This window comes from Rhizobium sp. P2_G9, assembly GCF_056403475.1.
Genome location: NZ_JBFUFK010000043.1, coordinates 37,354 through 61,039 on the forward strand (window position 1 = coordinate 37,354; position 23,686 = coordinate 61,039).

Consider the following 23,686-nt stretch of genomic DNA (forward strand, 5'->3'; position numbering starts at 1 on the left):
ATGACCGATAATCGCCTCTGGTATGACACGCCGGCGCGTCTCTGGACCGATGCGCTACCGCTTGGCAACGGCAGGCTCGGCGCCATGGTGTTCGGCGATCCGCTGCATGAACGGCTGCAGATCAACGAGGACACGTTCTGGGCGGGAGGCCCTTATCAACCGGCCAATCCCGACGCACTTGCCCATCTCGACCCTGTCCGCCAGCTGATTTTCGCCGGCCGCTATGCCGAGGCACAGGCGCTCGCCGACCTGCATCTGATGGCCCGGCCCCTGAAGCAGATGTCCTATCAACCGGTCGGCGACCTCCACATCGACATGACGCATACGGGGCCGATCTCCGCCTATCGGCGCGCGCTGGATCTGGACACGGCGACGGCCACGGTCTGCTATCAGGCGGACGGAACCGAATTCCGACGCGAGACCTTCGTCTCGCCGGTGGATGGCGTGCTTGTCCTGCGCCTTTCCGCCGACAAAGCCGGTGCGGTCGGATGCAAAATCTCGCTCACCAGTCCGCAACAAAGCCAACTGGCCGCAGCGGAAGATGCGCGGCTGACGCTGTCGGGCATCGGCAAATCCGAATCCGGCATCGCCGCCGCGCTGCGCTTCACCGTGGGAGTCCGACTGGCAATCTCGGGCGGAACGGTGCGGCGCGAGGCAGACGCCCTCCAAGTGGCGAATGCCGACGAAATCCTGATTCTGCTCGACGCTGCCACCAATTTCCGGCGCCATGACGACGTCTCCGGTGACCCCGCCGCGATCGTCGCCGACCGGCTGGACAAAGCCAGCCGCCGCCATTTCGAGGACTTGCTGCGCGACCACGTCGCCGAACACCGCAGACTGTTCCGCACCTTCGCCATCGACCTCGGCACCGCCCCTGCCGCGGCGCTGCCGACGAACCAGCGCATCGCCGCCTTTGCAGGGGGCGACGATCCCGCGCTTGCGGCGCTCTATGTGCAGTTCGGCCGCTACCTGATGATCTCCTCTTCTCGGCCGGGCACGCAACCCGCCAACCTGCAAGGCATCTGGAACCAGGAGATCGACCCGCCCTGGGGCAGCAAATACACCGCCAACATCAATCTGCAGATGAATTACTGGCTGCCGGCGCCGGCCAATCTGCCGTACTGCATCGAACCGCTCGTCGTGATGGCCGAGGATCTGGCCGAGACCGGTCAGACGACCGCGCGTATCCAATACGGCGCGCGCGGCTGGGTCATGCATCACAACACCGATCTCTGGCGCGCCACCGCCCCCATCGACGGCGCCCCCTGGGGCCTGTGGCCAACAGGCGGCGCCTGGCTGATGACGCAACTGCTCGACCTCAGTGACTATCTGGACGATGCCGAGGCCATGCAACAGAGGTTGTTTCCACTCGCCAAGAGCGCCGCACTATTCCTGTTCGACATACTCCTCCCCCTTCCCGGTACCGACCATCTGGTGACCAACCCCTCGCTGTCGCCGGAAAACGTCCACCCACATGGCGCCTCGATCTGCGCCGGGCCGGCCATGGACAGCCAGATCATCCGCGATTTCCTCCACCGCCTGCGCCCGCTTGCCATCTTAATCGACGGCGAGACTGACCTGATCGCCGAAATCGACCGCGTCCTGCCGCGCTTGCCGCCCGATCGCATCGGCGCGGCCAGCCAGTTGCAGGAATGGCTCGACGATTGGGACATGCAGGCCCCGGAAATCCACCATCGCCACGTCTCGCATCTCTACGGCCTCTATCCCAGTTGGCAAATCAACATGGACGACACACCGGCGCTTGCCGCCGCCGCCCGCCGCTCGCTCGAGATCCGCGGTGACGACGCGACCGGCTGGGGTATCGGCTGGTGCCTCAATCTCTGGGCACGCTTGCGCGACGGCGACCACGCCTTCGACGTCCTCAAACTTCTGCTCAGCCCCGAGCGGACCTACACCAACCTGTTCGACGCCCATCCGCCCTTCCAGATCGACGGCAATTTCGGCGGCGCCGCCGGCATCCTTGAAATGCTGGTTCAGTCACGCCCAAATGAACTCCATCTCCTGCCTGCCCTGCCCTCCGGCTGGTCCCGCGGCGCACTGCACGGCCTCCGCACCCGCGGCGGCCTGCTTCTCGATCTCGAATGGCAAAATGGCAGGCCGACAGCGATCACCCTCACAGCCAGCCGGGCGGCGACCTTCGTGCTGCGCTTCGGCGGGTGGAGGCTGCCGATGGACTTGGCAAAGGGAGACCATCGCAGCGTGATGATTCCGGACACTTTTTCGAGCGATTAGCCGGATTGGTCGACACGCCGCCGCGCCCCGGCCCGGCAGACCGACCAAAACCACGGCGATCACGCTTACATCGCTCTTCCAAGGACGGCTTTAAATGCGGGTTAACCATGGTCGCGTTAGATGCAGCCATGACCCAGCAAGCAGCCCCGATCCTATCCTTTCCGACCGACCGCCGTCGCGCAGACATCCGCGAAGCCGCGTCGGAAATCATGCGCCTGACCAGCGAGGACGCCTTGGCGTGGTGGAAACGGCGCGCCAGAGCCATGGCCGACGAACTCCGGGCCGCCGGCGTCGACGAGGCGCAGGTGACAGCTCAGGTCGGGCTGTTCCAAACGGCGGTGTTTTTCGAGATGGCGGAGTTGTCGCAGGTCTATTCTTGAGTGATGTGCCAGCGCGGATTGTTGCCCGTTTTCGCCATCTGCTCTTCCAATCCTGCCGGTCTCTCCGGTGATGAATATCTTGAGATAGGGTCAGGAGCGCCGCGAATACGCCGGTTATGATGATCTCAATCCCCTTGCCCCATCTCCCAATCTCGGTTTTACCGTAGGTTCAGAGCCAGCATACTGGATGGCTGGGCGGCCTGAGGACCGGTCAGCTGCAAGAAGATATCTATGATGTTACGATGGCGCGAAATATGATTCACCGGCAAAGCCTGGTCGATCCTTGAGCCCAATCCGGCAGGCACGGGATACTTATGGCGGGCTGCCAAAAATTAGATGTCGGCCAACCGATTTCCGGAAAAGCCGGAAGTAACCGCAGATTTCGAATAGACTATTGCAGTGCAACGTTTCTTCTGCGTGTATATCTTATATTCATGATACAACACTGACTTCGTTGCAAAGGTTGAAAATTACCCGTATCTTTGGCAGTCCATCGAGGGCTGAGGACATGCGGAGAATTTCTGCTGATGACCTGATCGCTTGGAAGGCCAGTTCACTGGTTCTCTCGCCGAAGCATCTCATTCTCGTGGCCGCCGCGGCCGGCCTGATGGCTTTTTTGCCCGTCAGCATCGCGGCGCCGTGGCACGTCCAGCTGGCGCAAGCCGGGGACGACAAGACCGCACCGTCCTCGGCCGATCAATACGAGCCCGACGACAGCAGCAGCAAGAACAATAACAAGCAAGACGACAACGCCAACCAGCAACAGGACGATGCATCGCCTCCGGCCGACGACAACAACGATCAGCAGCAGGACGACACCAGCAAGCAGCAGGATGATGCATCGCCTCCGGCTAACGACAACAACGACCAGCAGCAGGACGACGCCAACCAGCAGCAGGCCGACAACACCGAGATCGAGCCCCTCAATCCAGGCGAGGCGGTGGTGACGCGGTTCTCGCATGAAGTCGATGGCAAGGGCGTCGACGGAAAGCCGATCAAGGTCATCGACCTCGACGGCACCAGCGTCAGCATCCTCGATATCCGCAATCCGGGTCAACCACCATTCGGGCAACACTGGATCAACGAACCGCAGCGGATGTTCGTCACCGCGCGCGATGTCGGGCAGGTTTTCGGCGTGGCAATCGCGCAAAAGGAAGGCCAGGACCCGGTCATCTTCCTCTCCGCCACCGCTGCCTACGGACTTCACAGGATCGCGACCGACCCTAAGAACACCGACTGGATGGAGGGGCAGTGGGGCCCCGATGAAGGGCCTGGAACAATCTATCGCCTCAGTGCCGACAATGGCTACAAGGCGGAGGCATTCGCCGAGGTCAAGCTCGATGGCCGCGACAATACCGGCGCTTCGCTCGGCAACATCGCCTATGACAAATGGCATGGGCGGCTGTTCGTCTCCGACCTGGAAACGGGGATGATCCACAGCTTCGACGCCGAGACCGGCAAGGACATGGGTCACTACGATCATGGCATGACGGGACGCACCAATTTCCTGGATGCGTGGACCGGCCAGCACATGGCACTCGATCCGGTCGCCTTCGATCCCACGACATCAGCCAATATCGACAAATGCGGCAGCGACTTCGAAAAATCGCCGCAGTGCTGGAACCTGGCCGATTTCCGCCGGCGCGTCTGGGGCCTGAAAGTGCGCAGTGACGAAAGCGGCGCGGTGAGGCTCTACTATTCCGTCTGGGGCAGCGATGCGTTCGGCAATACTGCCTGGCCAAAAGCCGGCGACGACCGCCGCAACGCCGTTTGGTCGGTGGTGATCACCGGTGACGGACTGTTCGATACGAGCTCGGTGCGCCGCGAATTCTTCATGCCGGCCTTCTGGCCGAGTGATCCCTCGTTCGGCGAAAAGGCCGGCAACAGCAATGCGCCTTCGGATATAACCCTTCCCGAATGCGCAACCCAGAATGTAATGCTGGTCGCCGAACGGGGCGGCATGCGCAATCTGGGGCTCGACAAGATCGAGCCGTTTGCACGCCCCTATCAGTCGCGCGTGGTCCGCTACGAACTCGGCGCCGACAATCTCTGGCGGCCCAAAGGGCGCTACGACGTCGGCTTTCATGATCGCAGCATCAAGGATGGCGAGCCGCTATTGTTTGCCAATGCGGCCGGCGGCGTCGATTTCGATTACCGGATCAGCGAAAACGGCAGCCTCGATCTTTCCGCGCCCTCGCAATCGGTGTGGATGACCGGGGATGGCCTGTGTTCGCCCCTCGGCGGCTGCAACGACGACGACAAGGGGTCGGGCAGCGACACGCACGAGGTCCATGGACTGCAGGGTACGCCGGCGGACGCCTTCGTTGCCGTCGAACCGGCGCCAAAGCTCGACCCCGGCGCTCTGCTCAGGTCGCTGATGATCGATACCGACATCAATATTGACGACAACGGCAATCCCATTCCGGAGGAAATGACGCGCAACGATGCGACAAAGATCGGCGACGTCGCCATCTATCAGGTGTGTCAGGCCGTAGAACCTTTGCCGGCCATCGACGTTCCGTCAGATGATGGTCAGCCGCCATCGAATGAACCACCGGTTGGTCAGCCGCCGGTGCATACGGTCGACATGAGCCATGCGAAATGGGCATCGTCGGGACACCGCGTGCAGAGATCGTGGCATTGGCGCCTGGGTTCGTGGCATGACGCAGACCGTTCCTGGCATTATCGCGACGGCTCATGGCATGATCGCGACCGGTCCTGGCACTGGCGCGACGGATCATGGCACCAGGTTGATCGCTCATGGCATTATCGCAACGGCTCGTGGCATGATCGCGACCGCTCCTGGCATTGGCGCGACGGCTCATGGCACGAGGCCGACCGCTCATGGCATATGCGTGACGGATCATGGCATGACCGCGATCGCTCCTGGCACCAAAAGACCCGATCCTACCACACGCGGGATCGCAGCTGGGGCGGTGACGATCATCCAAACCATGACAAGCGGCTCTCCATGCACGTCAAGGGTCAGAGTTGGGGTGGTGACGTCCTGCCGCGGCACGACACCCGCCTGTCAGCGCATGTCAAGGGCAGGAGCTTTGGCAACAACAACAGGCCGCAGCATATCAAGGGCCGGACATGGGCCGGAGAAGTGCCCCAACAGCACAACAAGAGGCTCAGCGACATCAATCACACGCCGCGGCCGACGCACCTCAAGAGCATAAGCCGCGCCGACAACATGCCAACCCATTCGAGGCGGCTGAGCTTCATGCAGCACAATCCGAGACCCCGGCATCTGAGGAGCGAGAGCCTCCACGGCGGCGACATGAGACCGCATCATTCCCGGCGCGACAGCTTTGGCATGCAGCGCTTCCACGGGCAACGTTTCAACAATCCGTGGCCGCACAGGAATGACAATGGCTTCCGGCGGCAGCGTTTCCACAATCAGAATCCGCATGACAATAACGGCTGGTCTCGCCGACAGCGTTTCAACAATGGGTTCCCGCACAACAATGATGGTCAGTTCCGGCACAACAGGAGAATGAGCATGTTCGAATAGAAAATGGGAGGAACAGCATGTGCTCGTGAATCCTGGGAGAAATGCCGTGAAGCCGTCGTGCCGCGTGATCTGCCAAACTGCATTTCTCAGCCTGGTCCTGGGCGCGCCGCTGCCGGCGCTGGCCGGAAAGACGCAGGTCTATACCAACCAGACCTATGTCGAAGAGGCACACAACGTGCCGGACTTCGCGATCGGCGACATGCCCTCGGTGCTGTCGCTGGTGCTGGGAAGCCTGCCCGACACGGTCAAGGTCTATCCGACCGAGAATTATTATTACTTCTATTTTGACTACCAGGGGATCAAATATAGCGGCAATCTCCGCTTCGATGTCGCCGATCGCGACCAGGGCCTCGTCCATTTCAACTATTTCAAGGATTTCACCAACTGGCAGCGGGACGAAAGCGGCTACAGCTTCCTGATCGGCGCGAAGCAAGGGGTGATGGTCACCAAGGCCGGAAAGCTCACCTATGATGTCGCATTCAAGGGCAAGAAAGTGCGCTTCGAGCTCAACGATCTTTCCGGCGTCAAGCCGCCAGCCGGCGTGGTGCAGAAGGACGAGAGCTATATCGGACCGATTTTCGACGAATCCGGCATTCGTTTCTTCCTGGTCTTCAACACCAAGGTGAAAACCTTCCATTATATCCTGGATGAAACCGTCCCGGTCGCCGACCAGTTCAACCCGCTTGCGGGTGCCGACCGGATCACCGTCGGCATTCGCACCGGGTTTGCCTTTTACGCCGACCGCTTCGCCAACCGAAAGATCCTGGTCGGCGTCAACGTGCTCAACACCTCGGTCAACAACTATCTCGACGGGCCGTTCGACCAATTGCCCGACAACACGCTGGAGGGCGATGTCCTCGAACGGGCCATCCTCGCCGTCAGCCCGGAAAGCAAGGGGCATATCGACCGCTTCGGCAATTCGCCCGACGGCCAGACGCGCTTTCTCATCGCGCCTTACATGCAATATGAGGATGTCGGCGAGTTGAGCACGATATCGGGATGTGCCGCCAGCGAAGTGCCGCCGGTTTACTACAAGTGTTTCTCCTTCGAGGACTCGGAGGATTCCTCCGACGACAAGTCGGGTGACCCTTCCAACGACGAATCGCCGGGTGACGCTGGCAAGAATTGAGCGGCGAGAGCAATCTGAACGTCCGGCCTTGCATCGTTCGCCAGTCTTGCCAGTCACAAGATCTTCAGGATATCCGTGAACAATTTGACCGCATCGGCCCTCACCTCGGCGTGCTTGTGGTTGATCGGTCCCCAGTGCTGCCTGTGGCCACGAAGAAATTGAGCGGTGTAGAGCACAGCGAAAAGCGGGCAATTCTTCATCGTCTCCTGAAACTTGGCGCCGGCTCCGCTTCCGTGATTCATCCAGTTTGAAGCACTGCAGTTGACGCCAACGCTGAACACATCCTCGAGATCGGTGCGGTTCTTGTAAGCATCGAACAAAGCCTGACGAAGCGGATCGCCATTGATCGAATCATAGCTCACCTGAAACAATCCAGCCTCTGCATTGGCTTCGGTTGTCGGTTCGCCACGATCCTCCGGCGTATCGGCACCGACGCAGTAGCGACCCGAGCTCTCCCGCATGCCAAGCCCCAACATGATCGAAAACAGCGCAATCAGCCGGCCCTCGGCGGTATCTGCCGATGCGCCGGCAGCCTGGAGCTCGTGCGAATACCACGCGAGAACATCGTGACCCGTGTCTCCGATTTGGCCCGTCGTGGCGCGGCTTATAGCCTGTTTGTCCGCAGTCCCGTCATCAGGACTGTGAAGGATTGCAATCGCGCGTGCAAACGCAAGTCCCATGCCATGATAATAGGCTTTCGGCGCAGGTCCGCGGTCAGGCCAGTCGTGGTGCAGCAAAGGCGAACCGTCCGCAATGCCGGCAATCTGCGCGTCTGTGGTCATTGGAAATCCCATATTCAAGAGTATGAATGTTCGGTCGCTTTCAACGCTTGAGGCCAGCCAACGACATCAAGCGTCGAAAGGCGTTCGGTCAGGTTTTTGCTTTGGTGAGATGAAGCACCTTGGTGACGTTGTCGAATACGCTATGGAAACCACCCGCGCCTGCCAGTGGCTGCAACAGCGCGTAGGTCTGGTCACCGAAATGACGCAGTTCCGTGATCGCACTGCCCGCCTTGCCATGTGCGACAACCGTCGAGTCCGAGACCGGAGTGACATCCAGATCGAAATGCTTTTCGAGATCGGAAAGCTTGGCGACCACGTCTCCAAAGAGGTTCTTTGCTTCCAGGTCGCTTGCCTTTCCGTCAATCGTCACAGCCACCGGGCTGGAAAGCCCTTTCGGATGATCGATGAAGGTCTTCACCTCGAAATGCATCGGGTCGCTGAAAGCCTTACCCCAACGGAAACCCATCCCTTCAAAAACAGGGGCGACTGGGGCAACGGATGCCCCGTTCGAACCATCGTCAGCGTTGAGATCGATCGCGATCCCGAAAGCATGGTTTGAGGGTTCCTTGCTCAACTTGCCCGAGATCGGTCTCTTCAGCCGAAAATTCAGCGAACCAGCGCAGGTCTTGATGTGGTGCATCAGGCCAAGCCGTTCGATCTCGGCGAAGACCGCCAACACCTGCGCATGCGCTCGTTTGTGGAATCTGAGGTTTCCATTGCTCGAGCCGGGAATTTTTTCGAGTTGAGGAATGTGAGCAGTCTGAATATCATTGACGTCGAACCCGCTTGTGAATTCGATGTCATCGCCAAAGACCCATGTAGAATGCTTGGTCTTGAAGGTGACGAGACCGAAAAGCGGATGATTGTAGGTGGCTGTGGGCATAGAATCCTCCTCCAAAGTGGCGCACGCAGAGTGCGGCAACCTGTGGACGAATGATCTGGCGCTTTTATTCGCAGGCCTCCAAAGCCGTGGACGTTTATCGTCATTTTGGGTTTAAACGGTGCCCCGACCGACGCGCGCCATCTTTTCAGGCTCATCAGGGACATATGTCTCGCCGCTGGGATTTAGGCACCCTGACAGACGCGCATCCGAACGGTCGCTTCGGGAAAGTGTCATCATGTCGTCCAAGCAAGCCCACTGTCGCAACCGAGAAAATATGCGTGTTGATGGCCGCCGGGCAGCACCACGTATTTACCGCCGTTTCATATTCATGGAAGAGCCGGATACTGCTTGATGGTTCCACGCAACGCGGCTCGCACCGAATCACCAGAAAACCCTCGGAGCCACTATGCGCCCGAAGCGTGACCCAGGACGACGTCTATGTCGACGAGGCTCTGAAGCTCACCATCCCCGCACCTGTTAGGAAATCGCTTCCCTGTTGGATGAAGAGGATGAAGCGGGATTCCCGAACACGAAGAGAAACGGGCAGCATGATCATGCGGTGCACAGACGTAGACGGCACAGACGTCCGCTCCCGTCACCGGCCTCGCAAGTTTCGGAGACTTTCAGTTATTGCAGTTAATGCCGTACCTCCTTATATTGGTTGGCAAGGAGAACATGCCATGGCCAGCCAAGTCGTCCAGTTCGCCGGCCTTTCGGACCGGGACCGCAAGAACATGCCGCATCTGCCGAAACTCGGCGAGGGCGACCACGTCGAATTGCATGTCCGGCGCCAGGACGGTGAGGAGCAAACGGTCTCGCTGCCGCCGGCCGCGGCCAACGCCATCGAGACCCTGCTTTCGCGGCTGCTCAGCGGCGAACGGGTGGCGGTTCTTGCCGAGGACCAGGAATTGAGCCCTACGGAAGCCTCCACCATCCTCGGCATCTCGCGTCCGCTCGTCGTGCATCGGATGGAAATCGGCGATCTGCCGTTCCGCTATGTCGGAAAGCATCGCCGCGCGTCGCTCAAGGATGTGCTGGCGCTGAAGGCGCAGCTCGACGTCCAGCACAAAGCGATAGAGGATTTGGCCGCCGACGCCGAGGACCTTAATCTCCGCTATGGCATTTAATCCTGTCGTCGCGGTCTGCGATGCCTGCATCCTCTATCCGTTCCACTTGAGAAATGTCATCGTTCAGGCGAGCGCCGACCGCCTGTTCCATGCGCGCTGGACCGATGCGATCCACGATGAGTGGATGCGGAACCTCGTTTCCAACACGCCGGGCCTTTCGATCGATCGCCTGGAGGCCACGAAGCGCCCCATGAATGTCGCGCTGCCGGAAGCCACAGTCGCTGGATATGAAAAGCACATCCAGGCGATCAACCTCCCCGATCCCGATGATCGGCATGTTGTTGCGGCGGCCATCGAGGCCGATGCATCGACAATCATCACATGGAACCTGCGTGATTTCCCAGCCTCCGAACTGAGGAAGCATAATTTGGTACCCCAAACGCCTGATGCGTTCCTGACAAGTCTCTATGAACAGATTCCAGACCGGCTCGATGGCGAATGCGCGACGGAATTTGAGCAGGTCACGTGTCTCGGAGTCCGACTTCATCGGCATTCTGCGCGATCAGAAACTCACCGAAGTGGCCGCACGGGTCGAGAAAGATCTCGGCAATGTATAGGACGATTTTCTTTCCCTCCGGAAATCCTAGTTTACAACTTTACGCTGATTGAAGCGCCGTAAAATCCGGCGCGCAGTTTTCGTCCGCCGCACAAATCTCGGCATCGATAATGGCATCCGAAAGACCGGACGCTGACGTCCCCTGCTCACACCCAGAACACCGATGATCTGCTGTTTGCTGATTCGTTCGTCTTAAGGCAAACTGCCAATGTCGTAAGCGGCCGGTACCCCCCGCATCGGAATAAGCTTCCCCAGCGCACGATTTCAACCGCATCACCAGCCGGAAAATCCGAGATTTTTCGATATTCGCATTTGGAAAACTGGAGCGGGCGAAGGGATTCGAACCCTCGACCCCAACCTTGGCAAGGTTGTGCTCTACCCCTGAGCTACACCCGCTCATCTGCGACGGTCCGGGGTAGATCGTTGGACCGAAGGTCGCTACCGTCCGGCGGCGACGGGGGCTATATGGCCCAAGCCATTTTGAAATGCAACAGGGAAATGACAAAAAGGCGGAGAAATTTTGCGAGACTGATCTAAGGGGCTGTTTTTGAATGGGTTTTGTCTTTTGGGTGGTCGCGGAATTCGATTGCTCCCGGGCGCGAACCGGGCTATCTGTCGCGCCTCTAGAGTTGATGCGGAGAGAGTGGGAATGAGCGAAGCGCAGCCGAAGACAGCCGACGATCTGTTCCGATTCCTCGATCGGCTGGGCATTGCCCACAAGACCAAACAGCACGCGCCGGTGTTCACCGTCGCCGAATCGGCAGCCTTGCGCGACGAGATTGCCGGCGGGCACACGAAGAACCTGTTCCTCAAGGACAAGAAGGACCAGTATTTCCTGCTCACCGTGGAAGAGCATGCCACCGTGGACCTGAAGACCGTGCACCAGATCGTCGGCGGCGCCTCGAAATTCTCCTTCGGCAAGCCGGAAAAGCTGATGGAATATTTCGGCGTCATCCCCGGTGCCGTCACCGCCTTCGGGGTTTTCAACGATGCCGGGCAGAATGTGACCATTGTGCTTGACGCCGATTTGATGAACAATGACATCATCAACTGTCATCCGCTCTCAAACGATGCCACGACCTCGATCAGCCGCGATGATCTGATCCGCTTCATCGAGGCGACCGGGCACAAAGCAAATGTCTTGAAAGTCACGGTCTAAGATACGACATTGGGGCGGAAAAACGGGAGTTTCGGGCAATGACGGGCTACAGCAATCCTTACAACATCAGCTATGGCGGCCAGGCGCCTGCCCCCAAGGCAAACGGCGCCGAGCCGGGCGGCCTGATCAAGGAGACGACGACGGCGACGTTCGCCAAGGACGTCATCGAGGAATCGCAGAAGCAGCCGGTGCTGGTGGATTTCTGGGCCGAATGGTGCGGCCCCTGCAAGCAGCTGACGCCGGTGCTGGAAAAGGTGATCAACGAGGGCGCCGGCAAGGTCAAGCTCGTCAAGATGGATATCGACCGTCATCCCTCGGTTGCCGGCCAGCTCGGCATCCAGTCGATTCCTGCCGTCATCGCCTTTGTCGGCGGCCGGCCGGTCGACGGCTTCATGGGCGCCATTCCGGAGAGCCAGATCCGCGCCTTCATTGACAAGGTTGCCGGCCCGGGCGGCGGCCCAGCCGACCAGGCAGCCGAGATCGAGGCTGTCGTTGCGGATGCCGAGGCAGCTCTTGCCGAGGGCGATTTCGGCGGTGCAGCCGATCTCTTCGGCGCCGTGCTGCAGGCCGATCCGGAAAACCTCAAGGCACTGGCCGGCATGGCCAATGTCATGATCGCCGCCGGCCAGTGGGAAGATGCCCGCGACCTGCTCGCCAGCCTGACCGATGAGCAGAAGAAGGACGCGACGCTCGCGGCGCTGATCACCCGTATCGGCCAGATCGAGGAAGCCCGCAAGCTCGGCGACCCGCGCGCGCTCGAGCATGAGCTCGCGCTCAATCCCGACGATCACGCAGCACGGGTGAAACTCGCCAAGATCCTCAATGTCGAAGGTGATCGGGAGGCGGCCACCGATCATCTCATCCATATCATCAAGCGCGATCGCGCCTGGGAAGACGACGGCGCCCGCAAGCAACTTTTGCAGTTTTTGGAAGTTTGGGGTTTCAAGGACCCGGCCTCCGTTTCGGCCCGGCGCAAGATGTCGGCCATCCTGTTCTCCTGAGCCGGCCGAACAGCAAGTGGAGATGCTGCGATGCACGTGGGAAATGCTCGCTATCTGACCGAAGCCGATCTGCCCGAGGCGATCGCGGTGTTTCCGCTGTCGGGCGTGCTCCTCCTGTCGGGGGGGCATCTGCCACTCAATGTCTTCGAGCCGCGCTACCTGACGCTGATCGATGACGCGCTGAAGGGCAACAGGCTGATCGGCATCATCCAGCCGGTGTTCAGCGAGACCGATGAAAGCCCGGTGGGCAATCCGGAGCTCTGCAAGGTCGGCACGCTCGGCCGCATCACCACCTTCGGCGAAACCGGCGACGGCCGCTATGTCGTGGATATCAGCGGTGTCTGCCGTTTCCGGTTGAGGGACGAGGTGCCGCAGCATCATCCCTATCGGAAATTCCACATCGCACCTTTCATGTCCGACCTRCACGAGCCGGAGGACGACCCGTCGGTCGGCCGCGAGGCGCTGCTCGGGGCCTTCCGCAGCTATCTCGACGCCAACAAGCTCGAAGTCGATTGGGAGGCCGTCAGCAAGACGTCCAACCGCACGCTGGTCAATTCGCTGGCCATGATGGCGCCGTTCGGCCCGCGCGAAAAGCAGGCCTTGCTCGAAGCCCCCGACCTCAAGACCCGCGCCGAGACGCTGGTGGCGATGACCGAAATGGTGCTGACCCGCGCCTTCGGCGACGCCGCCAAGACCCTGCAATAGGATTGGGAATGGACGAGAATATTTCCAAGCCCGACCCGAAAATGCTGGAACTGCTGGTCTGCCCGCTCACCAAGGGCCGGCTGATCTGGGATCGCGAGAAGAACGAATTGGTCTCGGAAAAAGCAAGGCTTGCCTATCCCATTCGCGACGGCGTTCCGATCATGCTGGAATCAGAAGCACGGCGGCTGGATAATTAAAGCGCAAAGTCGCTCCGGTTGGCGGAAACGGACCGTTTCCACCTGACGCCATCACGTCCCGATCACATTCTTTTGACACCCCTATTGTCAAGAATCTGTTCCCTGCGGAACAGCCCCTGCCCCCTCCCGGCGTGACGATGAATGCACCACGCTGACAGCCAGATCGACTGCCACGGGCCCCACCACCCAGCTCTAGGAGGCTCAACCATGGGCGCATTCATCGAAATCGGCAATCGCAACTCCACCTACAACGTTGCAGACTCGAATGCGAGCATCAATCTCGCGCAGTTCGACATCGTCAACGTCACCAATGGCAATGGCATTTTCGAATCCTCGGCCTTCAATTCGAATTCGTTCGGCATCGATGGCGAAATCCACGTCACCAATGGCAGCGCCATGCGCATCAGCGGCATGGACAACAAGGTCACCGTCGATTTCGACGGCATCCTCACCGGCAATATCGGCATCTGGCTCGACAACGGCAATACCAGCCCCGGCCTCAACGGCAACAGCGTCGTCGTCGAGGGCCAGATTGTCGCCACCGGTGACGGCATCCGCAACGAGGACCACGGCACGTCGATCCTCAACCTCGATCATGTCGAGGGTGCGACGGGCATTGCCGGCACGACATTCGGCGTCACGATCACCAATGACGATCTTGGCACGATCAAGGGCAGCACCGCCGGCATCGACCTGTCTGCGATCAACGACCCGACGCAGACATCGAAGATCACCAATCATGGAACGATCACCGGCGCCAACGCCATCATCGGCGGCGGCGAGCAGGAAACGGTCGTCAATGACGGCACGATCAACGGCAATGTCATCCTCGGCGGCGGCAGCGACGTCTTCGACGACCGCAAGGGCACCGTCAACGGCTTCATCGAAGGCGGGAGCGGCAACGACACCTATATCGTCGACAATGCCGCCACCAAGATTGCCGAGTTCATCGCCGGCGGAACCGGCGATACCGTTGAATCCACCGTCAGCTACACCCTCGGCAACAACCTGGAAAACCTCATCCTGCTCGGCAGCGCGACCCGCAACGGCACCGGCAATGGCGAGGCCAACAACATCCACGGCAACGATGGCGTCAACAAGCTGAAGGGCCTGGACGGCGACGATTTCATCACCGGCGGCAAGGGTGACGATATCCTGACCGGCGGCACCGGCGCCGACACTTTCATCTTCCAGACCGGCTTCAACCACGACACGATCACCGACTTCCACGCCACCGGAACCGGCCACGATGTCATCGATCTGTCGGATGTCGCCTCGATCACCAGCTTCTCGGATCTGATCGACAATCATGTCCACACATCGCACGGCAATGCCGTGATCGATGCCGGCCATGGCGACACGATCACGCTGACGGGTGTCAGCGTCAACAGCCTGACCTCGGGCGACTTCACCTTCTGAAACTCCTCCAGCGTCAGCCAGCGCCGGAGCTTTCCGGCGTCAGCCCGCCTTGCCGTTCATCTTGCGGATCGCGGTCGAACTGACGATCGACCGCGGCCCGTGGATGAAGGTCCAGGCGGGCGCCTCCGTACGTCCCAGCGTCAGCGCATCATGCTCGTCGATGCGGGCATAGTCGAAGGTCTTGGCCATGGTCGAGGAGAGGAAGGACAAGGTCGCGCCGGGCCGGTCGATCACCGCGATCGGGAAGGTCATGGCGATCTTCTTCCAGTTCTGCCAGCGATGGAAATCGCGCAGGTTGTCGGCGCCCATGATCCAGACGAAGTTCACATGCGGATTGCGCATGCGGACGCGTTCGAGCACCTGCGCCGTATAGCTGGACCCGAGCGACAGTTCGAAGGCCGTGACGCGAATGCGCGGATCGTCGGCCATCTGTTCGGAAAGCGCGATGCGCTGGGACAGCGGCGCCAGATAGCGGCCGCTCTTCAGCGGATTGCCCGGCGTCACCATCCACCAGAGCTGGTCGAGACCGAGGCAGCGCAGAGCGATCCGCGCCACCAGCCGATGCCCTTCGTGCGGCGGGTTGAACGAGCCGCCAAACAGGCCGACCACCATGCCGCGCTCGACATGCGGCATGACGAGATAGCGTCTGTCGATCCCCTCCCCCGTCACGTCGTCAGGGCCTGATCTGGCCGCTGCCGCGGACCCGGTACTTGAACGATGTCAGCTGTTCGACGCCGACAGGCCCACGCGCATGCATCTTGCCGGTGGCAATGCCGATCTCGGCGCCCATGCCGAACTCGCCGCCATCGGCGAACTGCGTCGAGGCATTGTGCAGCAGAATGGCGGAATCGATCTCGTTGAAGAAGCGCCCGACCGCGTTGACATCCTCCGACAGGATCGCCTCGGTGTGATGCGAGGAATAGCGGTTGATATGGGCGATGGCACCGGAAATGCCGTCGACGATTTCCACCGAAATGATCGCGTCGAGATATTCCGTCGTCCAGTCGGCATCCACTGCGGGCTTGGCCTGGCCGTAATTGACCAGCACTTCGGCCGAGCCGCGGACCTCGCAGCCAGCAGCGGCCAGCGCATCGAGCAGCGGCTCGAGATGCGTCGCGACGGCCGCCCGGTCGACCAGCAATGTCTCGGCAGCACCACAGACGCCCGTGCGGCGCATCTTGGCATTGACGACGATCGACGTGGCCATGTCGATAGCCGCGGTCTTGTCGACATAGATATGGCAGAGGCCTTCGAGATGGGCGAAGACCGGCACGCGCGCATCGGCCTGCACCCGGGCGACGAGGCTCTTGCCGCCGCGCGGCACGATCACGTCCACGGCGCCGTTGAGGCCGGTCAGCATCTCGCCGACGGCAGCGCGATCGGTGGTTGGCACGATCTGGATCGCATCCTCCGGCAGGCCGGCATCGCGCAGCCCCTTGGCCAGGCATTTGTGGATCGCCGCAGACGAATGCTGCGAATCCGAGCCGCCGCGCAGGATCACGGCATTGCCGGCCTTGAGGCAGAGCGCGCCGGCATCGGCCGTGACGTTCGGGCGGCTCTCATAGATCACGCCGATGACGCCGAGCGGCGTGCGCACGCGCTCGATATGCAGGCCGTTCGGCCGGTCCCATTCGGCAATCACCTCGCCCACGGGATCGCGGAGCTCGGCGATCGTGCGGATGCCGTCGGCCATGGCGCGGACGCGGGCTTCGTTCAAGGTCAGCCGGTCGAGGAAGGAGCCGGTCATGCCGGCGGCATGGGCATTGTCGAGATCGAGTGCATTGGCGGCAAGGATGTCGTCCTTGCGGGCGACGATTTCGGCGGCCATGGAGACGAGGGCCGCATGCTTGCGTTCGGCCGAGGAGATGGCGAGCGGCTGCGCCGCCGCCCGGGCACGGCGGCCAAGATCGAGCATCAAAGCGGCGATATCGTCCTTCACCTTGTCAAGCATCGGCCTGTTCCTTCTGCTTCGCCCCCGTCATCACCAGGTCGTCGCGGTGCACCATGGCCGAACGGCCGGCATAGCCGAGGATGGCGGCAATCTCGATCGACTTCTTGCCGGCGATCTGCTTTGCCTCCTGCGCGTCATAACCCACGAGGCCGCGCGCGATCTCGCGGCCGGCAAGCGTCAGAATCGCCACGGTGTCGCCGCGGGAAAACTCGCCCGAAACGGCCCGCACGCCGGCCGGCAGCAGGCTCTTACCGGTATGCAGCGCCCGCTCCGCACCTTCATCGACCGTCAGCCGGCCCGCCGGCAGCAACTGCCCGGCAATCCAGGTCTTGCGCGCCGTCACCGGTTCGGCCGAGGGCGCGAACCAGCTGTGCCGCGCGCCATCGATGATCGATTGCAGCGGATGCTCCACCTTGCCGGAGGCGATGATCATGGCGCAGCCGGCCGAGGTGGCGATCTTGCCGGCATCGATCTTGGTGCGCATGCCGCCACGCGACAATTCCGACGCAGCCCCGCCTGCCATCGCCTCGATCTCGGGCGTGATGGCAGGGATGAATTCGAGGAATTTGGCATTCGGATCGAGATGCGGCGGCGCGGTATAAAGCCCATCGATATCGGATAGCAGCACCAGCAGATCGGCGCCGACCATGGTTGCGACCCGCGCCGCCAGCCGGTCATTGTCGCCATAGCGGATCTCGGTGGTCGCCACCGTGTCGTTCTCATTGATGACGGGCACGGCCTTGAGCTTCATCAGCTGCGCGATCGTCGCCCGCGCATTGAGATAGCGCCGGCGCTCCTCGGTATCGCCAAGCGTCAGCAGAATCTGTCCCGCGACGATCTCATGCCGCGACAGGCTTTCCGACCAGGCCCGTGCCAGCGCGATCTGGCCAACCGCCGCAGCCGCCTGGCTTTCCTCGAGCTTCAACGCACCCGACGCCAGGTCGAGCACGGTGCGGCCCATGGCAATGGCGCCGGAGGAGACGACCAGCACTTCGACGCCGCGCGCCACAAGCGCTGCGATATCCTCGCACATGGCGTCGAGCCACGCCTTCTTCAGCCCGGACCGACGATCGACGAGCAGCGCCGAGCCGATCTTGATGACGATCCGCCGGCAGGCGGACAGCGAGCGACGGTCACTCGTCATCGTCGTCCCAATCATCCTCATCGTCCATCGGCGCCATCTTGACCTTGCGGTTGAAGTTGATGGCGCTGTCGGCCGACGGCAAGTCCGGATTTTCCGCCTTGCTGGCCTCGATGATGCCGGCCAACTCGCGCAGCACCTCCTGCATGCCGAGCCCGGCGACAGCCGAAATGATGAAGGGCGTCTGCCCCGCGGCGCGCTTCAGCGACGCCTTCTTCTTCTTCAGCTGATCGGCATCGACCGTGTCGGCCTGCGACAAAGCCACGATCTCGGCCTTGTCGCCCAGGCCCGCACCATAGGCTTCGAGCTCGGCGCGAACGGTCTTGTAGGCCTTGCCGGCATTCTCTTCCTGCGCCGACACGAGATGCAGCAACACGCGGGTGCGCTCGACATGGCCGAGGAAACGGTCACCAAGGCCGACACCCTCATGCGCGCCTTCGATCAGGCCCGGAATGTCGGCCAGCACATATTCCTTGCCGTCGACGCTCGCCACGCCGAGATTGGGATGCAGCGTCGTGAACGGATAATTGGCGATCTTCGGCCGCGCCCGTGTCGTCGTCGCCAGGAAAGTCGATTTGCCGGCATTCGGCAGGCCGACCAGGCCGGCATCAGCGATCAGCTTCAGGCGCAGCCAAACGGTCTTTTCCTCGCCTTCCTGGCCGGGATTGGCCCAATCCGGCGCCTGGTTGGTCGAGCTTCTGAAATAGGCATTGCCGAAGCCGCCATTACCGCCCTTGGCGATGCGGAATTTCTGGCCGATCTCGGTCATGTCGCAGATCAGCGTCTCGCCGTCTTCCTCGAAGATCTGCGTGCCGGCCGGCACTTTCAGCGTGACGCTGCCGCCCTTGGCGCCATGCCGGTTGCGGCCCATGCCATGCACGCCGGTCTCGCCCTTGAAATGCTGCTGGTAACGATAATCGATCAGCGTATTGAGGCCGTTGACGGTCTCGACCCAGACATCGCCGCCACGGCCGCCATCGCCGCCGTCGGGGCCACCGAATTCGATGAATTTCTCACGCCGGAACGACACGGAGCCGGCGCCACCGTCACCTGCCTTCACATAGACTTTGCATTGATCGAGAAACTTCATCTGTCCGTCTTTGTCCTGGGGTCGCTTGCCAATTCCCGGCAAGCGTGTTCGATATAGCGGCTAACGGGGAAAGGTCAAAGAATATCATGAGATTTGTGAGCTTTAACATCCAATACGGCATTGGATTGGACGGCGTTTGCGACTTCGAGCGCATTGCCGATGCCGTCAGAGGGGCCGATGTCATCGCTTTGCAGGAGATCACCACCAACTTCCCCAAAAATAGTCACGCCGATATGCCGGCGGTTCTGGCCGAGCTTCTGCCGGAACATTTCCATGCTTTCGGCATCGGAACCGACACCGATGCCGGCTCCGAAATCGTCGACGGCAAGGCGGTCATGCGCCGCCGCCAATTCGGCAATATGATCCTGTCGCGCTACCCGATCTACACTACCCGCAACCTGCTTCTGCCGCGCACCCGCACCTATGATTACATCAACCTGCAGCGCTCGGCGCTGGAAGCGCTGATCGGCGCCCCGTCCGGTCCGATCCGGGTCTATTCACTGCATCTGGACCATCGCAGCCCGGCCGAACGCATCGCGCAGATCGCGTTCCTCAAGGAGCGCGTCACCCGCTATGCCATCGAAGGCGGCGCCGTCAGCGGCGGGGCGGAATTCCATTTCCTCGACGCGCCGCATCCCGACGATTTCGTCATCATGGGCGATTTCAACATGCTGCCGGAAAGCCCGGAATATATCGCCATGGTCGGCCCCAAGGACCATTTCTACGGCCGCACCCCGCGCTACAACGATCCGATCGATGCGCTCGGCCATCTCTGTCCGAGAACGCCCGACGCTTTCACCTGGGAAGAGCCCGGCCGGCCGGAAAGCCGCCAATATCTCGACTATTGCTTCGTCTCCGGCTCACTCCGCAATCGCCTCAAGAGCGGCGGGGTGGACGAGGCCTGCATCGCCTCCGATCACAAGCCGATCTGGGTGGAGATCGAATAGGGAGAGGCCGAGGCATGGTCCCCTTTCTCGACAGACTGGATGGAGCGACCAATGTTCTGCTGGCCGGATGCGGCGGCGGCTTCGACGTCTATTGCGGCATGCCGTTGGCAACCCGCCTTCTCACGCGCGGCGCCTCCGTCGCACTGGCCAATCTCTCCTTTTCCAATCTCTGGGATTCCGGCGCCGAAAAGCTCGATCCGTCGACATGGCAGATCACGACCGGTGCGCGGGAACTGCCCTATTTTCCAGAGAAATGGCTGGCGGAATGGCTGGCGCATCGGTCTCTCGACGTGCCGGTCTATGGCTTCGGCAAATCCGGCGCAGCACCGCTTCGCGACGCCTATCGTACACTGCTCGACCGGCATGATTTCGATCTTGTCGTCCTGGTCGACGGCGGCACCGACAGCCTGATCTTCGGCGATGAGCCGGGCCTGGGCACCATCACCGAAGATGCGGTCTCGCTGGTCGGCGCCGTCCAGGCCGCAGGGGATCGGGTCGTTCTCGCCTGCCTCGGCTTCGGCATCGACCATTTCCACGGCATCTCCCACCATTCCTTCCTGGAAAATGCAGCCCGGATCACGCGCGCCGGCGGCTATCTCGGCGGCGTGTCGCTGGTTGGCGGAACGGCTGAAGCCGACGCCTTTCTCGATCTTGTCGCCTATGCCAATCAGCGGCAGCCGCGCCACCGCAGCATTGTCTGCAATTCGATCGCCAGCGCGATCCATGGCGAGTTCGGCAACTATCATGCCACCGACCGAACCGGCGAAAGCGAACTGTTCGTCAATCCGCTGATGAGCCAGTATTGGGCTTTTTCCGGCCCGAAAGTCGTCGCCTCGATGGCGTTTGCCGATCGCCTTGCCGATACATCGACTTTCGAGGAAGCATCTGCGGTGATCGAACGGATGCGAAACGGGGTCACACCCCGCATCCGAAAGCCAATCCCCCTCTGACGCACCCTACGGTGCGAAATGCTGTAACTCGTCCAGGGAATTGAGCTGGAACGGTTTCAGGTCCACGCCGTGCGTCTGGCCACCAGATGGATCGAAATCCGCCGCCAGCATCTTCGTCGGATTGTAGCGGCAGTGGACATTGTCGCATTTGGCGTTGGGAATCTGGTCCTTGTCCTGCATCTCGATGAACAGCTGCACATAGGACGACAGCCACCAACTCATCGAAAGCGTCTGGATCGGCACACGGGCGCCCGCCGGACAGGCGCCATCGGCGCTGAGCGTCTCGACGCAGATTGCTGTATAGACATTGATCGGGATGACATCGTCGAAGCCGACGCGATTGACCGTCTCGAAGCGATTGTCCAGCACATGGCCCTGCCGGGAATTGAAGAAGGCGTTGAGCGGCGAGAAAGCGGCGTCGATCTTGGGGCCGGTGAATTCGAGCGGCGGATGGCGGATGTTCTTCCGGCCGTCGAATTTCCACAGGCGGGCAGGATTGTCGTCCACCGGATCGTTGCCGATGCTGATCACCGTGCTGTCGATGCCATAGCAATCCAGCGCATCGACGATGTTGAAGATGCTGACAAGCCCGCTATTGTCGAAATAGCCGCCATCGACCAATTGCCCGACAAGCGCGCCGCCCCGGCTGCGGATATTGCCCTGGCTGGAGATGATCGGGAAACGCGCCGAGGTGACGATCGCGGTCGAGATGCGGATGTCCCTGCCCGCCTTGCTCGGCGCCACCTTCGGATCATCCGAAGCGCCCAGGAGTTCGAAAATATCGTAGGAATCGGGGATGAGTTCGGAATAGGGCAGATGGGCGGGATAGGCTTTGCTGCCGTTGCTGACACAGCTCTCCCGATCGGGAAATTGCGAGGCCGGGTCGATCTCGCTTGCCACGACATTCTGGCCGCGTTCGACCAGCGTGCTGTTGAGCAGCAGCGCCGGCAACCATGCCTTCGACCGGTCGCCATGACCGAAACGTGCGCACAGGCCTTCGAATTTGCTGCAATCCGTCTGCGTTATCCTGGCGTAATGCTGCTCCATCGCCTCCTCGAGCAGCGCGGAGCGATCGGCGAAATGAATGAGGTCAAGGCTGGCCGGCGCGGCCATCCACCAGTCCCTGAGCGCCAGGCCGACAAAAGCCGGCGTCAGATAATCCGCCGAAACCAGCAGCTGCAGGCATTTGCGCCAGCTGCTTTTTGCCTCGGCCGCATGTGCGCTCTTGTAGTAAAGCCAGTTGCGCGTGCTGCGCCCATCCGAAACCCTGCAGGGCGGCTTGCCGTCGGCGCTGTCGGCCAGCGCCTGCCGCACGGTGGCCAGCCCAAGCGAACCGCCGGAAACGCCTGACAACAGGAACAGCCGATTGCGGAAACCGGCCGGCTGCTCATCGAGCAGCTTGCCCATGACGGTCGCCACTTGGAAAGCCGCACGGCTGGCGCCGCCCTCGGCAGTGACCAGCACCGCCCGCACCGGGCATCGCTGCGGCGGGGTGAGCTTGTCGCAATTGTTGGCCTTCTTCCAGGCACCGACAAAATCCGCCAGCGCCAGCTCCGGCGATGTTCCAGACGTGGATTTGTCGGCCGGAAGCACCCGGAGATCATGGAAATGATTGCCGGAATAGCCCGCGCCGAAGACGAAGGCCGCCAGGGCCATGACAGTGCCGATCTGCACCAGCCGGCGCCAGAACAGGGTGGTGTTGGCGATCACGATCAGTCCGACCAGCGGCATGATCCAGCTGCCGAGCAGCATCGGCACGAACATCAGGCCGCCGAGCAGGCTGGCCAGTTCGAACGGCCAGGAGAGTGCGATCAGCAGGAAGACAAGCGAAATGCAGGTGAAGGCGATCGAAATGCGTCTGCCGACTGCGGCCGACATCGTCGTCTTGGCATCCTCCCTGACAGTCAGATAGATCAGGAAGGCGAGGAGACTGGCAAGAGGCACGATCCACAGGCCGCCGCTTGGCGCCCTCAAGCCATAATCCGCAAAGCGCGGTGAGAGCGCGGTATAGGTGCTCGCCTCCGAATGGACGCTGAAGAACAGCGCCAGCAGCGCCACGAAAGCGAGATCCCGCGGCAGCCAGCGATCCAGCCGGCTGCGCGCCATCAGCGCCATGCCTCTTTTCTTCAACTCCGCATCCAGCAGGATCCGCGCGCCGAGATGCAGCGGAACGATCCAGAAAACCATCAGGAAGAGGATGAGGATCACCACATCCAGCGCATCGAACGACCGCGCCAGCAGGTCGACCACTTGCGACAGCGTCAACCGCAACACGCCAAACAACAGCGACAGGAAGGACGGCCACACGACAAACAGCCGTTTCAGCAGATGGACTATATCCTCGATGACCGACCAGCCGAACAAATGGCGGATCGCCAACAGATGATCCCAGAGGAAACTCCAGCACGCCTTGTAAAAACTATCCGCCCACTCCCTGATCTTGCTTGCCATCGCAGTCTCCCCCGACATGGCGCAATGGCAGATAGTATAATTGATGCC

General features: G+C 61.3%; 20 protein-coding genes and 1 tRNA gene. 13 read left to right on the forward strand and 8 right to left on the reverse strand.

Features of this window, described 5'->3' with window-relative positions:
• The 4 genes from AC1DYF_RS29910 to AC1DYF_RS29925 all read left to right on the forward strand — a co-directional run bounded on the left by AC1DYF_RS29910 (position 1) and on the right by AC1DYF_RS29925 (position 7,279).
• On the forward strand, positions 1 to 2,253 hold the full coding sequence (locus AC1DYF_RS29910; RefSeq protein WP_477881183.1) for a glycoside hydrolase family 95 protein: 2,253 nt from the start codon (positions 1 to 3) through the stop codon (positions 2,251 to 2,253).
• Between the two features lie 128 nt (positions 2,254 to 2,381).
• The gene (locus AC1DYF_RS29915) at positions 2,382 to 2,633 is read left to right on the forward strand and encodes a DUF6074 family protein (protein WP_477881185.1); all 252 of its coding nucleotides are present in this window, start codon (positions 2,382 to 2,384) and stop codon (positions 2,631 to 2,633) included.
• 508 nt (positions 2,634 to 3,141) lie between these two features.
• Positions 3,142 to 6,150 (forward strand): YncE family protein, encoded by a 3,009-nt coding sequence (locus AC1DYF_RS29920; protein ID WP_477881186.1) that lies wholly within the window; start codon positions 3,142 to 3,144, stop codon positions 6,148 to 6,150.
• Between the two features lie 46 nt (positions 6,151 to 6,196).
• Positions 6,197 to 7,279 carry a hypothetical protein gene (locus AC1DYF_RS29925; protein WP_477881187.1) on the forward strand — a complete coding sequence of 361 codons (1,083 nt, stop codon included), beginning with the start codon at positions 6,197 to 6,199 and terminating at the stop codon, positions 7,277 to 7,279.
• 53 nt (positions 7,280 to 7,332) lie between these two features.
• On the opposite strand, the gene AC1DYF_RS29930 is transcribed toward AC1DYF_RS29925, so the two are convergent.
• Together AC1DYF_RS29930 and AC1DYF_RS29935 are read right to left on the reverse strand one after the other, a co-directional pair.
• Positions 7,333 to 8,061: a hypothetical protein gene (locus AC1DYF_RS29930; RefSeq protein ID WP_477881188.1), complete on the reverse strand. Its 729-nt coding sequence runs from the start codon at positions 8,059 to 8,061 to the stop codon at positions 7,333 to 7,335.
• Between the two features lie 88 nt (positions 8,062 to 8,149).
• The gene (locus AC1DYF_RS29935; protein ID WP_477881189.1) at positions 8,150 to 8,944 is read right to left on the reverse strand and encodes a M15 family metallopeptidase; all 795 of its coding nucleotides are present in this window, start codon (positions 8,942 to 8,944) and stop codon (positions 8,150 to 8,152) included.
• 680 nt (positions 8,945 to 9,624) lie between these two features.
• Here AC1DYF_RS29935 and AC1DYF_RS29940 point away from each other — a divergent pair.
• Both AC1DYF_RS29940 and AC1DYF_RS29945 read left to right on the forward strand, forming a co-directional pair.
• Positions 9,625 to 10,071, forward strand: coding sequence for a MerR family transcriptional regulator (locus AC1DYF_RS29940; protein WP_477881190.1), 447 nt, complete (start codon positions 9,625 to 9,627; stop codon positions 10,069 to 10,071).
• Positions 10,061 to 10,690: a PIN domain-containing protein gene (locus tag AC1DYF_RS29945; RefSeq protein WP_477881191.1), complete on the forward strand. Its 630-nt coding sequence runs from the start codon at positions 10,061 to 10,063 to the stop codon at positions 10,688 to 10,690. The genes AC1DYF_RS29940 and AC1DYF_RS29945 overlap by 11 nt, the downstream gene beginning before the upstream one ends.
• Before the next feature lie 258 nt (positions 10,691 to 10,948).
• Here AC1DYF_RS29945 and AC1DYF_RS29950 read toward each other — a convergent pair.
• Positions 10,949 to 11,023 (reverse strand) — tRNA-Gly (locus AC1DYF_RS29950).
• Between the two features lie 253 nt (positions 11,024 to 11,276).
• Between AC1DYF_RS29950 and AC1DYF_RS29955 the strand changes: the two genes are divergently transcribed.
• The 5 genes from AC1DYF_RS29955 to AC1DYF_RS29975 all read left to right on the forward strand — a co-directional run bounded on the left by AC1DYF_RS29955 (position 11,277) and on the right by AC1DYF_RS29975 (position 15,108).
• The gene (locus AC1DYF_RS29955) at positions 11,277 to 11,786 is read left to right on the forward strand and encodes a prolyl-tRNA synthetase associated domain-containing protein (protein ID WP_477881192.1); all 510 of its coding nucleotides are present in this window, start codon (positions 11,277 to 11,279) and stop codon (positions 11,784 to 11,786) included.
• Positions 11,787 to 11,824: 38 nt separating this feature from the next.
• Positions 11,825 to 12,787 carry a thioredoxin gene (gene trxA / locus AC1DYF_RS29960; protein WP_477881194.1) on the forward strand — a complete coding sequence of 321 codons (963 nt, stop codon included), beginning with the start codon at positions 11,825 to 11,827 and terminating at the stop codon, positions 12,785 to 12,787.
• 30 nt (positions 12,788 to 12,817) lie between these two features.
• The gene (locus AC1DYF_RS29965) at positions 12,818 to 13,492 is read left to right on the forward strand and encodes an LON peptidase substrate-binding domain-containing protein (protein WP_477881195.1); all 675 of its coding nucleotides are present in this window, start codon (positions 12,818 to 12,820) and stop codon (positions 13,490 to 13,492) included.
• Positions 13,493 to 13,500: 8 nt separating this feature from the next.
• The gene (locus AC1DYF_RS29970; RefSeq protein ID WP_477881196.1) at positions 13,501 to 13,689 is read left to right on the forward strand and encodes a Trm112 family protein; all 189 of its coding nucleotides are present in this window, start codon (positions 13,501 to 13,503) and stop codon (positions 13,687 to 13,689) included.
• 207 nt (positions 13,690 to 13,896) lie between these two features.
• Positions 13,897 to 15,108, forward strand: a complete 1,212-nt coding sequence (locus AC1DYF_RS29975) for a calcium-binding protein (protein ID WP_477881198.1) — start codon at positions 13,897 to 13,899, stop codon at positions 15,106 to 15,108.
• 39 nt (positions 15,109 to 15,147) lie between these two features.
• Here the strand turns inward: AC1DYF_RS29975 and AC1DYF_RS29980 are convergent, their stop codons facing one another.
• Genes AC1DYF_RS29980 through obgE form a run of 4 tightly spaced genes read right to left on the reverse strand, consistent with a single transcriptional unit; the run spans position 15,148 to position 19,290 of the window.
• Positions 15,148 to 15,741 carry a nicotinate-nucleotide adenylyltransferase gene (locus AC1DYF_RS29980; protein ID WP_477881228.1) on the reverse strand — a complete coding sequence of 198 codons (594 nt, stop codon included), beginning with the start codon at positions 15,739 to 15,741 and terminating at the stop codon, positions 15,148 to 15,150.
• A 40-nt stretch (positions 15,742 to 15,781) separates the two neighbouring features.
• Positions 15,782 to 17,059 (reverse strand): glutamate-5-semialdehyde dehydrogenase, encoded by a 1,278-nt coding sequence (locus AC1DYF_RS29985; protein ID WP_477881199.1) that lies wholly within the window; start codon positions 17,057 to 17,059, stop codon positions 15,782 to 15,784.
• Positions 17,052 to 18,203 carry a glutamate 5-kinase gene (proB, locus tag AC1DYF_RS29990; protein WP_477881200.1) on the reverse strand — a complete coding sequence of 384 codons (1,152 nt, stop codon included), beginning with the start codon at positions 18,201 to 18,203 and terminating at the stop codon, positions 17,052 to 17,054. The genes AC1DYF_RS29985 and proB overlap by 8 nt, the downstream gene beginning before the upstream one ends.
• Positions 18,193 to 19,290: a GTPase ObgE gene (obgE, locus tag AC1DYF_RS29995; RefSeq protein WP_477881201.1), complete on the reverse strand. Its 1,098-nt coding sequence runs from the start codon at positions 19,288 to 19,290 to the stop codon at positions 18,193 to 18,195. The genes proB and obgE overlap by 11 nt, the downstream gene beginning before the upstream one ends.
• A gap of 86 nt (positions 19,291 to 19,376) precedes the next feature.
• Between obgE and AC1DYF_RS30000 the strand changes: the two genes are divergently transcribed.
• Together AC1DYF_RS30000 and AC1DYF_RS30005 are read left to right on the forward strand one after the other, a co-directional pair.
• On the forward strand, positions 19,377 to 20,237 hold the full coding sequence (locus AC1DYF_RS30000) for an endonuclease/exonuclease/phosphatase family protein (RefSeq protein ID WP_477881202.1): 861 nt from the start codon (positions 19,377 to 19,379) through the stop codon (positions 20,235 to 20,237).
• A 14-nt stretch (positions 20,238 to 20,251) separates the two neighbouring features.
• Positions 20,252 to 21,187, forward strand: a complete 936-nt coding sequence (locus tag AC1DYF_RS30005) for a DUF1152 domain-containing protein (RefSeq protein WP_477881203.1) — start codon at positions 20,252 to 20,254, stop codon at positions 21,185 to 21,187.
• A gap of 6 nt (positions 21,188 to 21,193) precedes the next feature.
• Here AC1DYF_RS30005 and AC1DYF_RS30010 read toward each other — a convergent pair whose 3' ends face one another.
• On the reverse strand, positions 21,194 to 23,638 hold the full coding sequence (locus AC1DYF_RS30010) for a hypothetical protein (RefSeq protein ID WP_477881204.1): 2,445 nt from the start codon (positions 23,636 to 23,638) through the stop codon (positions 21,194 to 21,196).
• Positions 23,639 to 23,686: the final 48 nt, after the last annotated feature.

Bases quoted from the DNA above. Each gene is read 5' to 3' on its own strand.
- AC1DYF_RS29920 (WP_477881186.1), top strand. From the start codon at position 3,142: ATGCGGAGAATTTCTGCTGATGACCTGATCGCTTGGAAGGCCAGTTCA.
- AC1DYF_RS29945 (WP_477881191.1), top strand. From the start codon at position 10,061: ATGGCATTTAATCCTGTCGTCGCGGTCTGCGATGCCTGCATCCTCTAT.
- AC1DYF_RS29930 (WP_477881188.1), bottom strand. From the start codon at position 8,061: ATGACCACAGACGCGCAGATTGCCGGCATTGCGGACGGTTCGCCTTTG.
- AC1DYF_RS30010 (WP_477881204.1), bottom strand. From the start codon at position 23,638: ATGGCAAGCAAGATCAGGGAGTGGGCGGATAGTTTTTACAAGGCGTGC.
- AC1DYF_RS29980 (WP_477881228.1), bottom strand. From the start codon at position 15,741: ATGCCGCATGTCGAGCGCGGCATGGTGGTCGGCCTGTTTGGCGGCTCG.
- AC1DYF_RS30005 (WP_477881203.1), top strand. From the start codon at position 20,252: ATGGTCCCCTTTCTCGACAGACTGGATGGAGCGACCAATGTTCTGCTG.
- AC1DYF_RS29910 (WP_477881183.1), top strand. From the start codon at position 1: ATGACCGATAATCGCCTCTGGTATGACACGCCGGCGCGTCTCTGGACC.
- trxA (WP_477881194.1), top strand. From the start codon at position 11,825: ATGACGGGCTACAGCAATCCTTACAACATCAGCTATGGCGGCCAGGCG.
- AC1DYF_RS29975 (WP_477881198.1), top strand. From the start codon at position 13,897: ATGGGCGCATTCATCGAAATCGGCAATCGCAACTCCACCTACAACGTT.
- AC1DYF_RS29955 (WP_477881192.1), top strand. From the start codon at position 11,277: ATGAGCGAAGCGCAGCCGAAGACAGCCGACGATCTGTTCCGATTCCTC.
- AC1DYF_RS29940 (WP_477881190.1), top strand. From the start codon at position 9,625: ATGGCCAGCCAAGTCGTCCAGTTCGCCGGCCTTTCGGACCGGGACCGC.
- AC1DYF_RS29985 (WP_477881199.1), bottom strand. From the start codon at position 17,059: ATGCTTGACAAGGTGAAGGACGATATCGCCGCTTTGATGCTCGATCTT.
- AC1DYF_RS29935 (WP_477881189.1), bottom strand. From the start codon at position 8,944: ATGCCCACAGCCACCTACAATCATCCGCTTTTCGGTCTCGTCACCTTC.
- AC1DYF_RS30000 (WP_477881202.1), top strand. From the start codon at position 19,377: ATGAGATTTGTGAGCTTTAACATCCAATACGGCATTGGATTGGACGGC.
- obgE (WP_477881201.1), bottom strand. From the start codon at position 19,290: ATGAAGTTTCTCGATCAATGCAAAGTCTATGTGAAGGCAGGTGACGGT.
- AC1DYF_RS29915 (WP_477881185.1), top strand. From the start codon at position 2,382: ATGACCCAGCAAGCAGCCCCGATCCTATCCTTTCCGACCGACCGCCGT.
- proB (WP_477881200.1), bottom strand. From the start codon at position 18,203: ATGACGAGTGACCGTCGCTCGCTGTCCGCCTGCCGGCGGATCGTCATC.
- AC1DYF_RS29970 (WP_477881196.1), top strand. From the start codon at position 13,501: ATGGACGAGAATATTTCCAAGCCCGACCCGAAAATGCTGGAACTGCTG.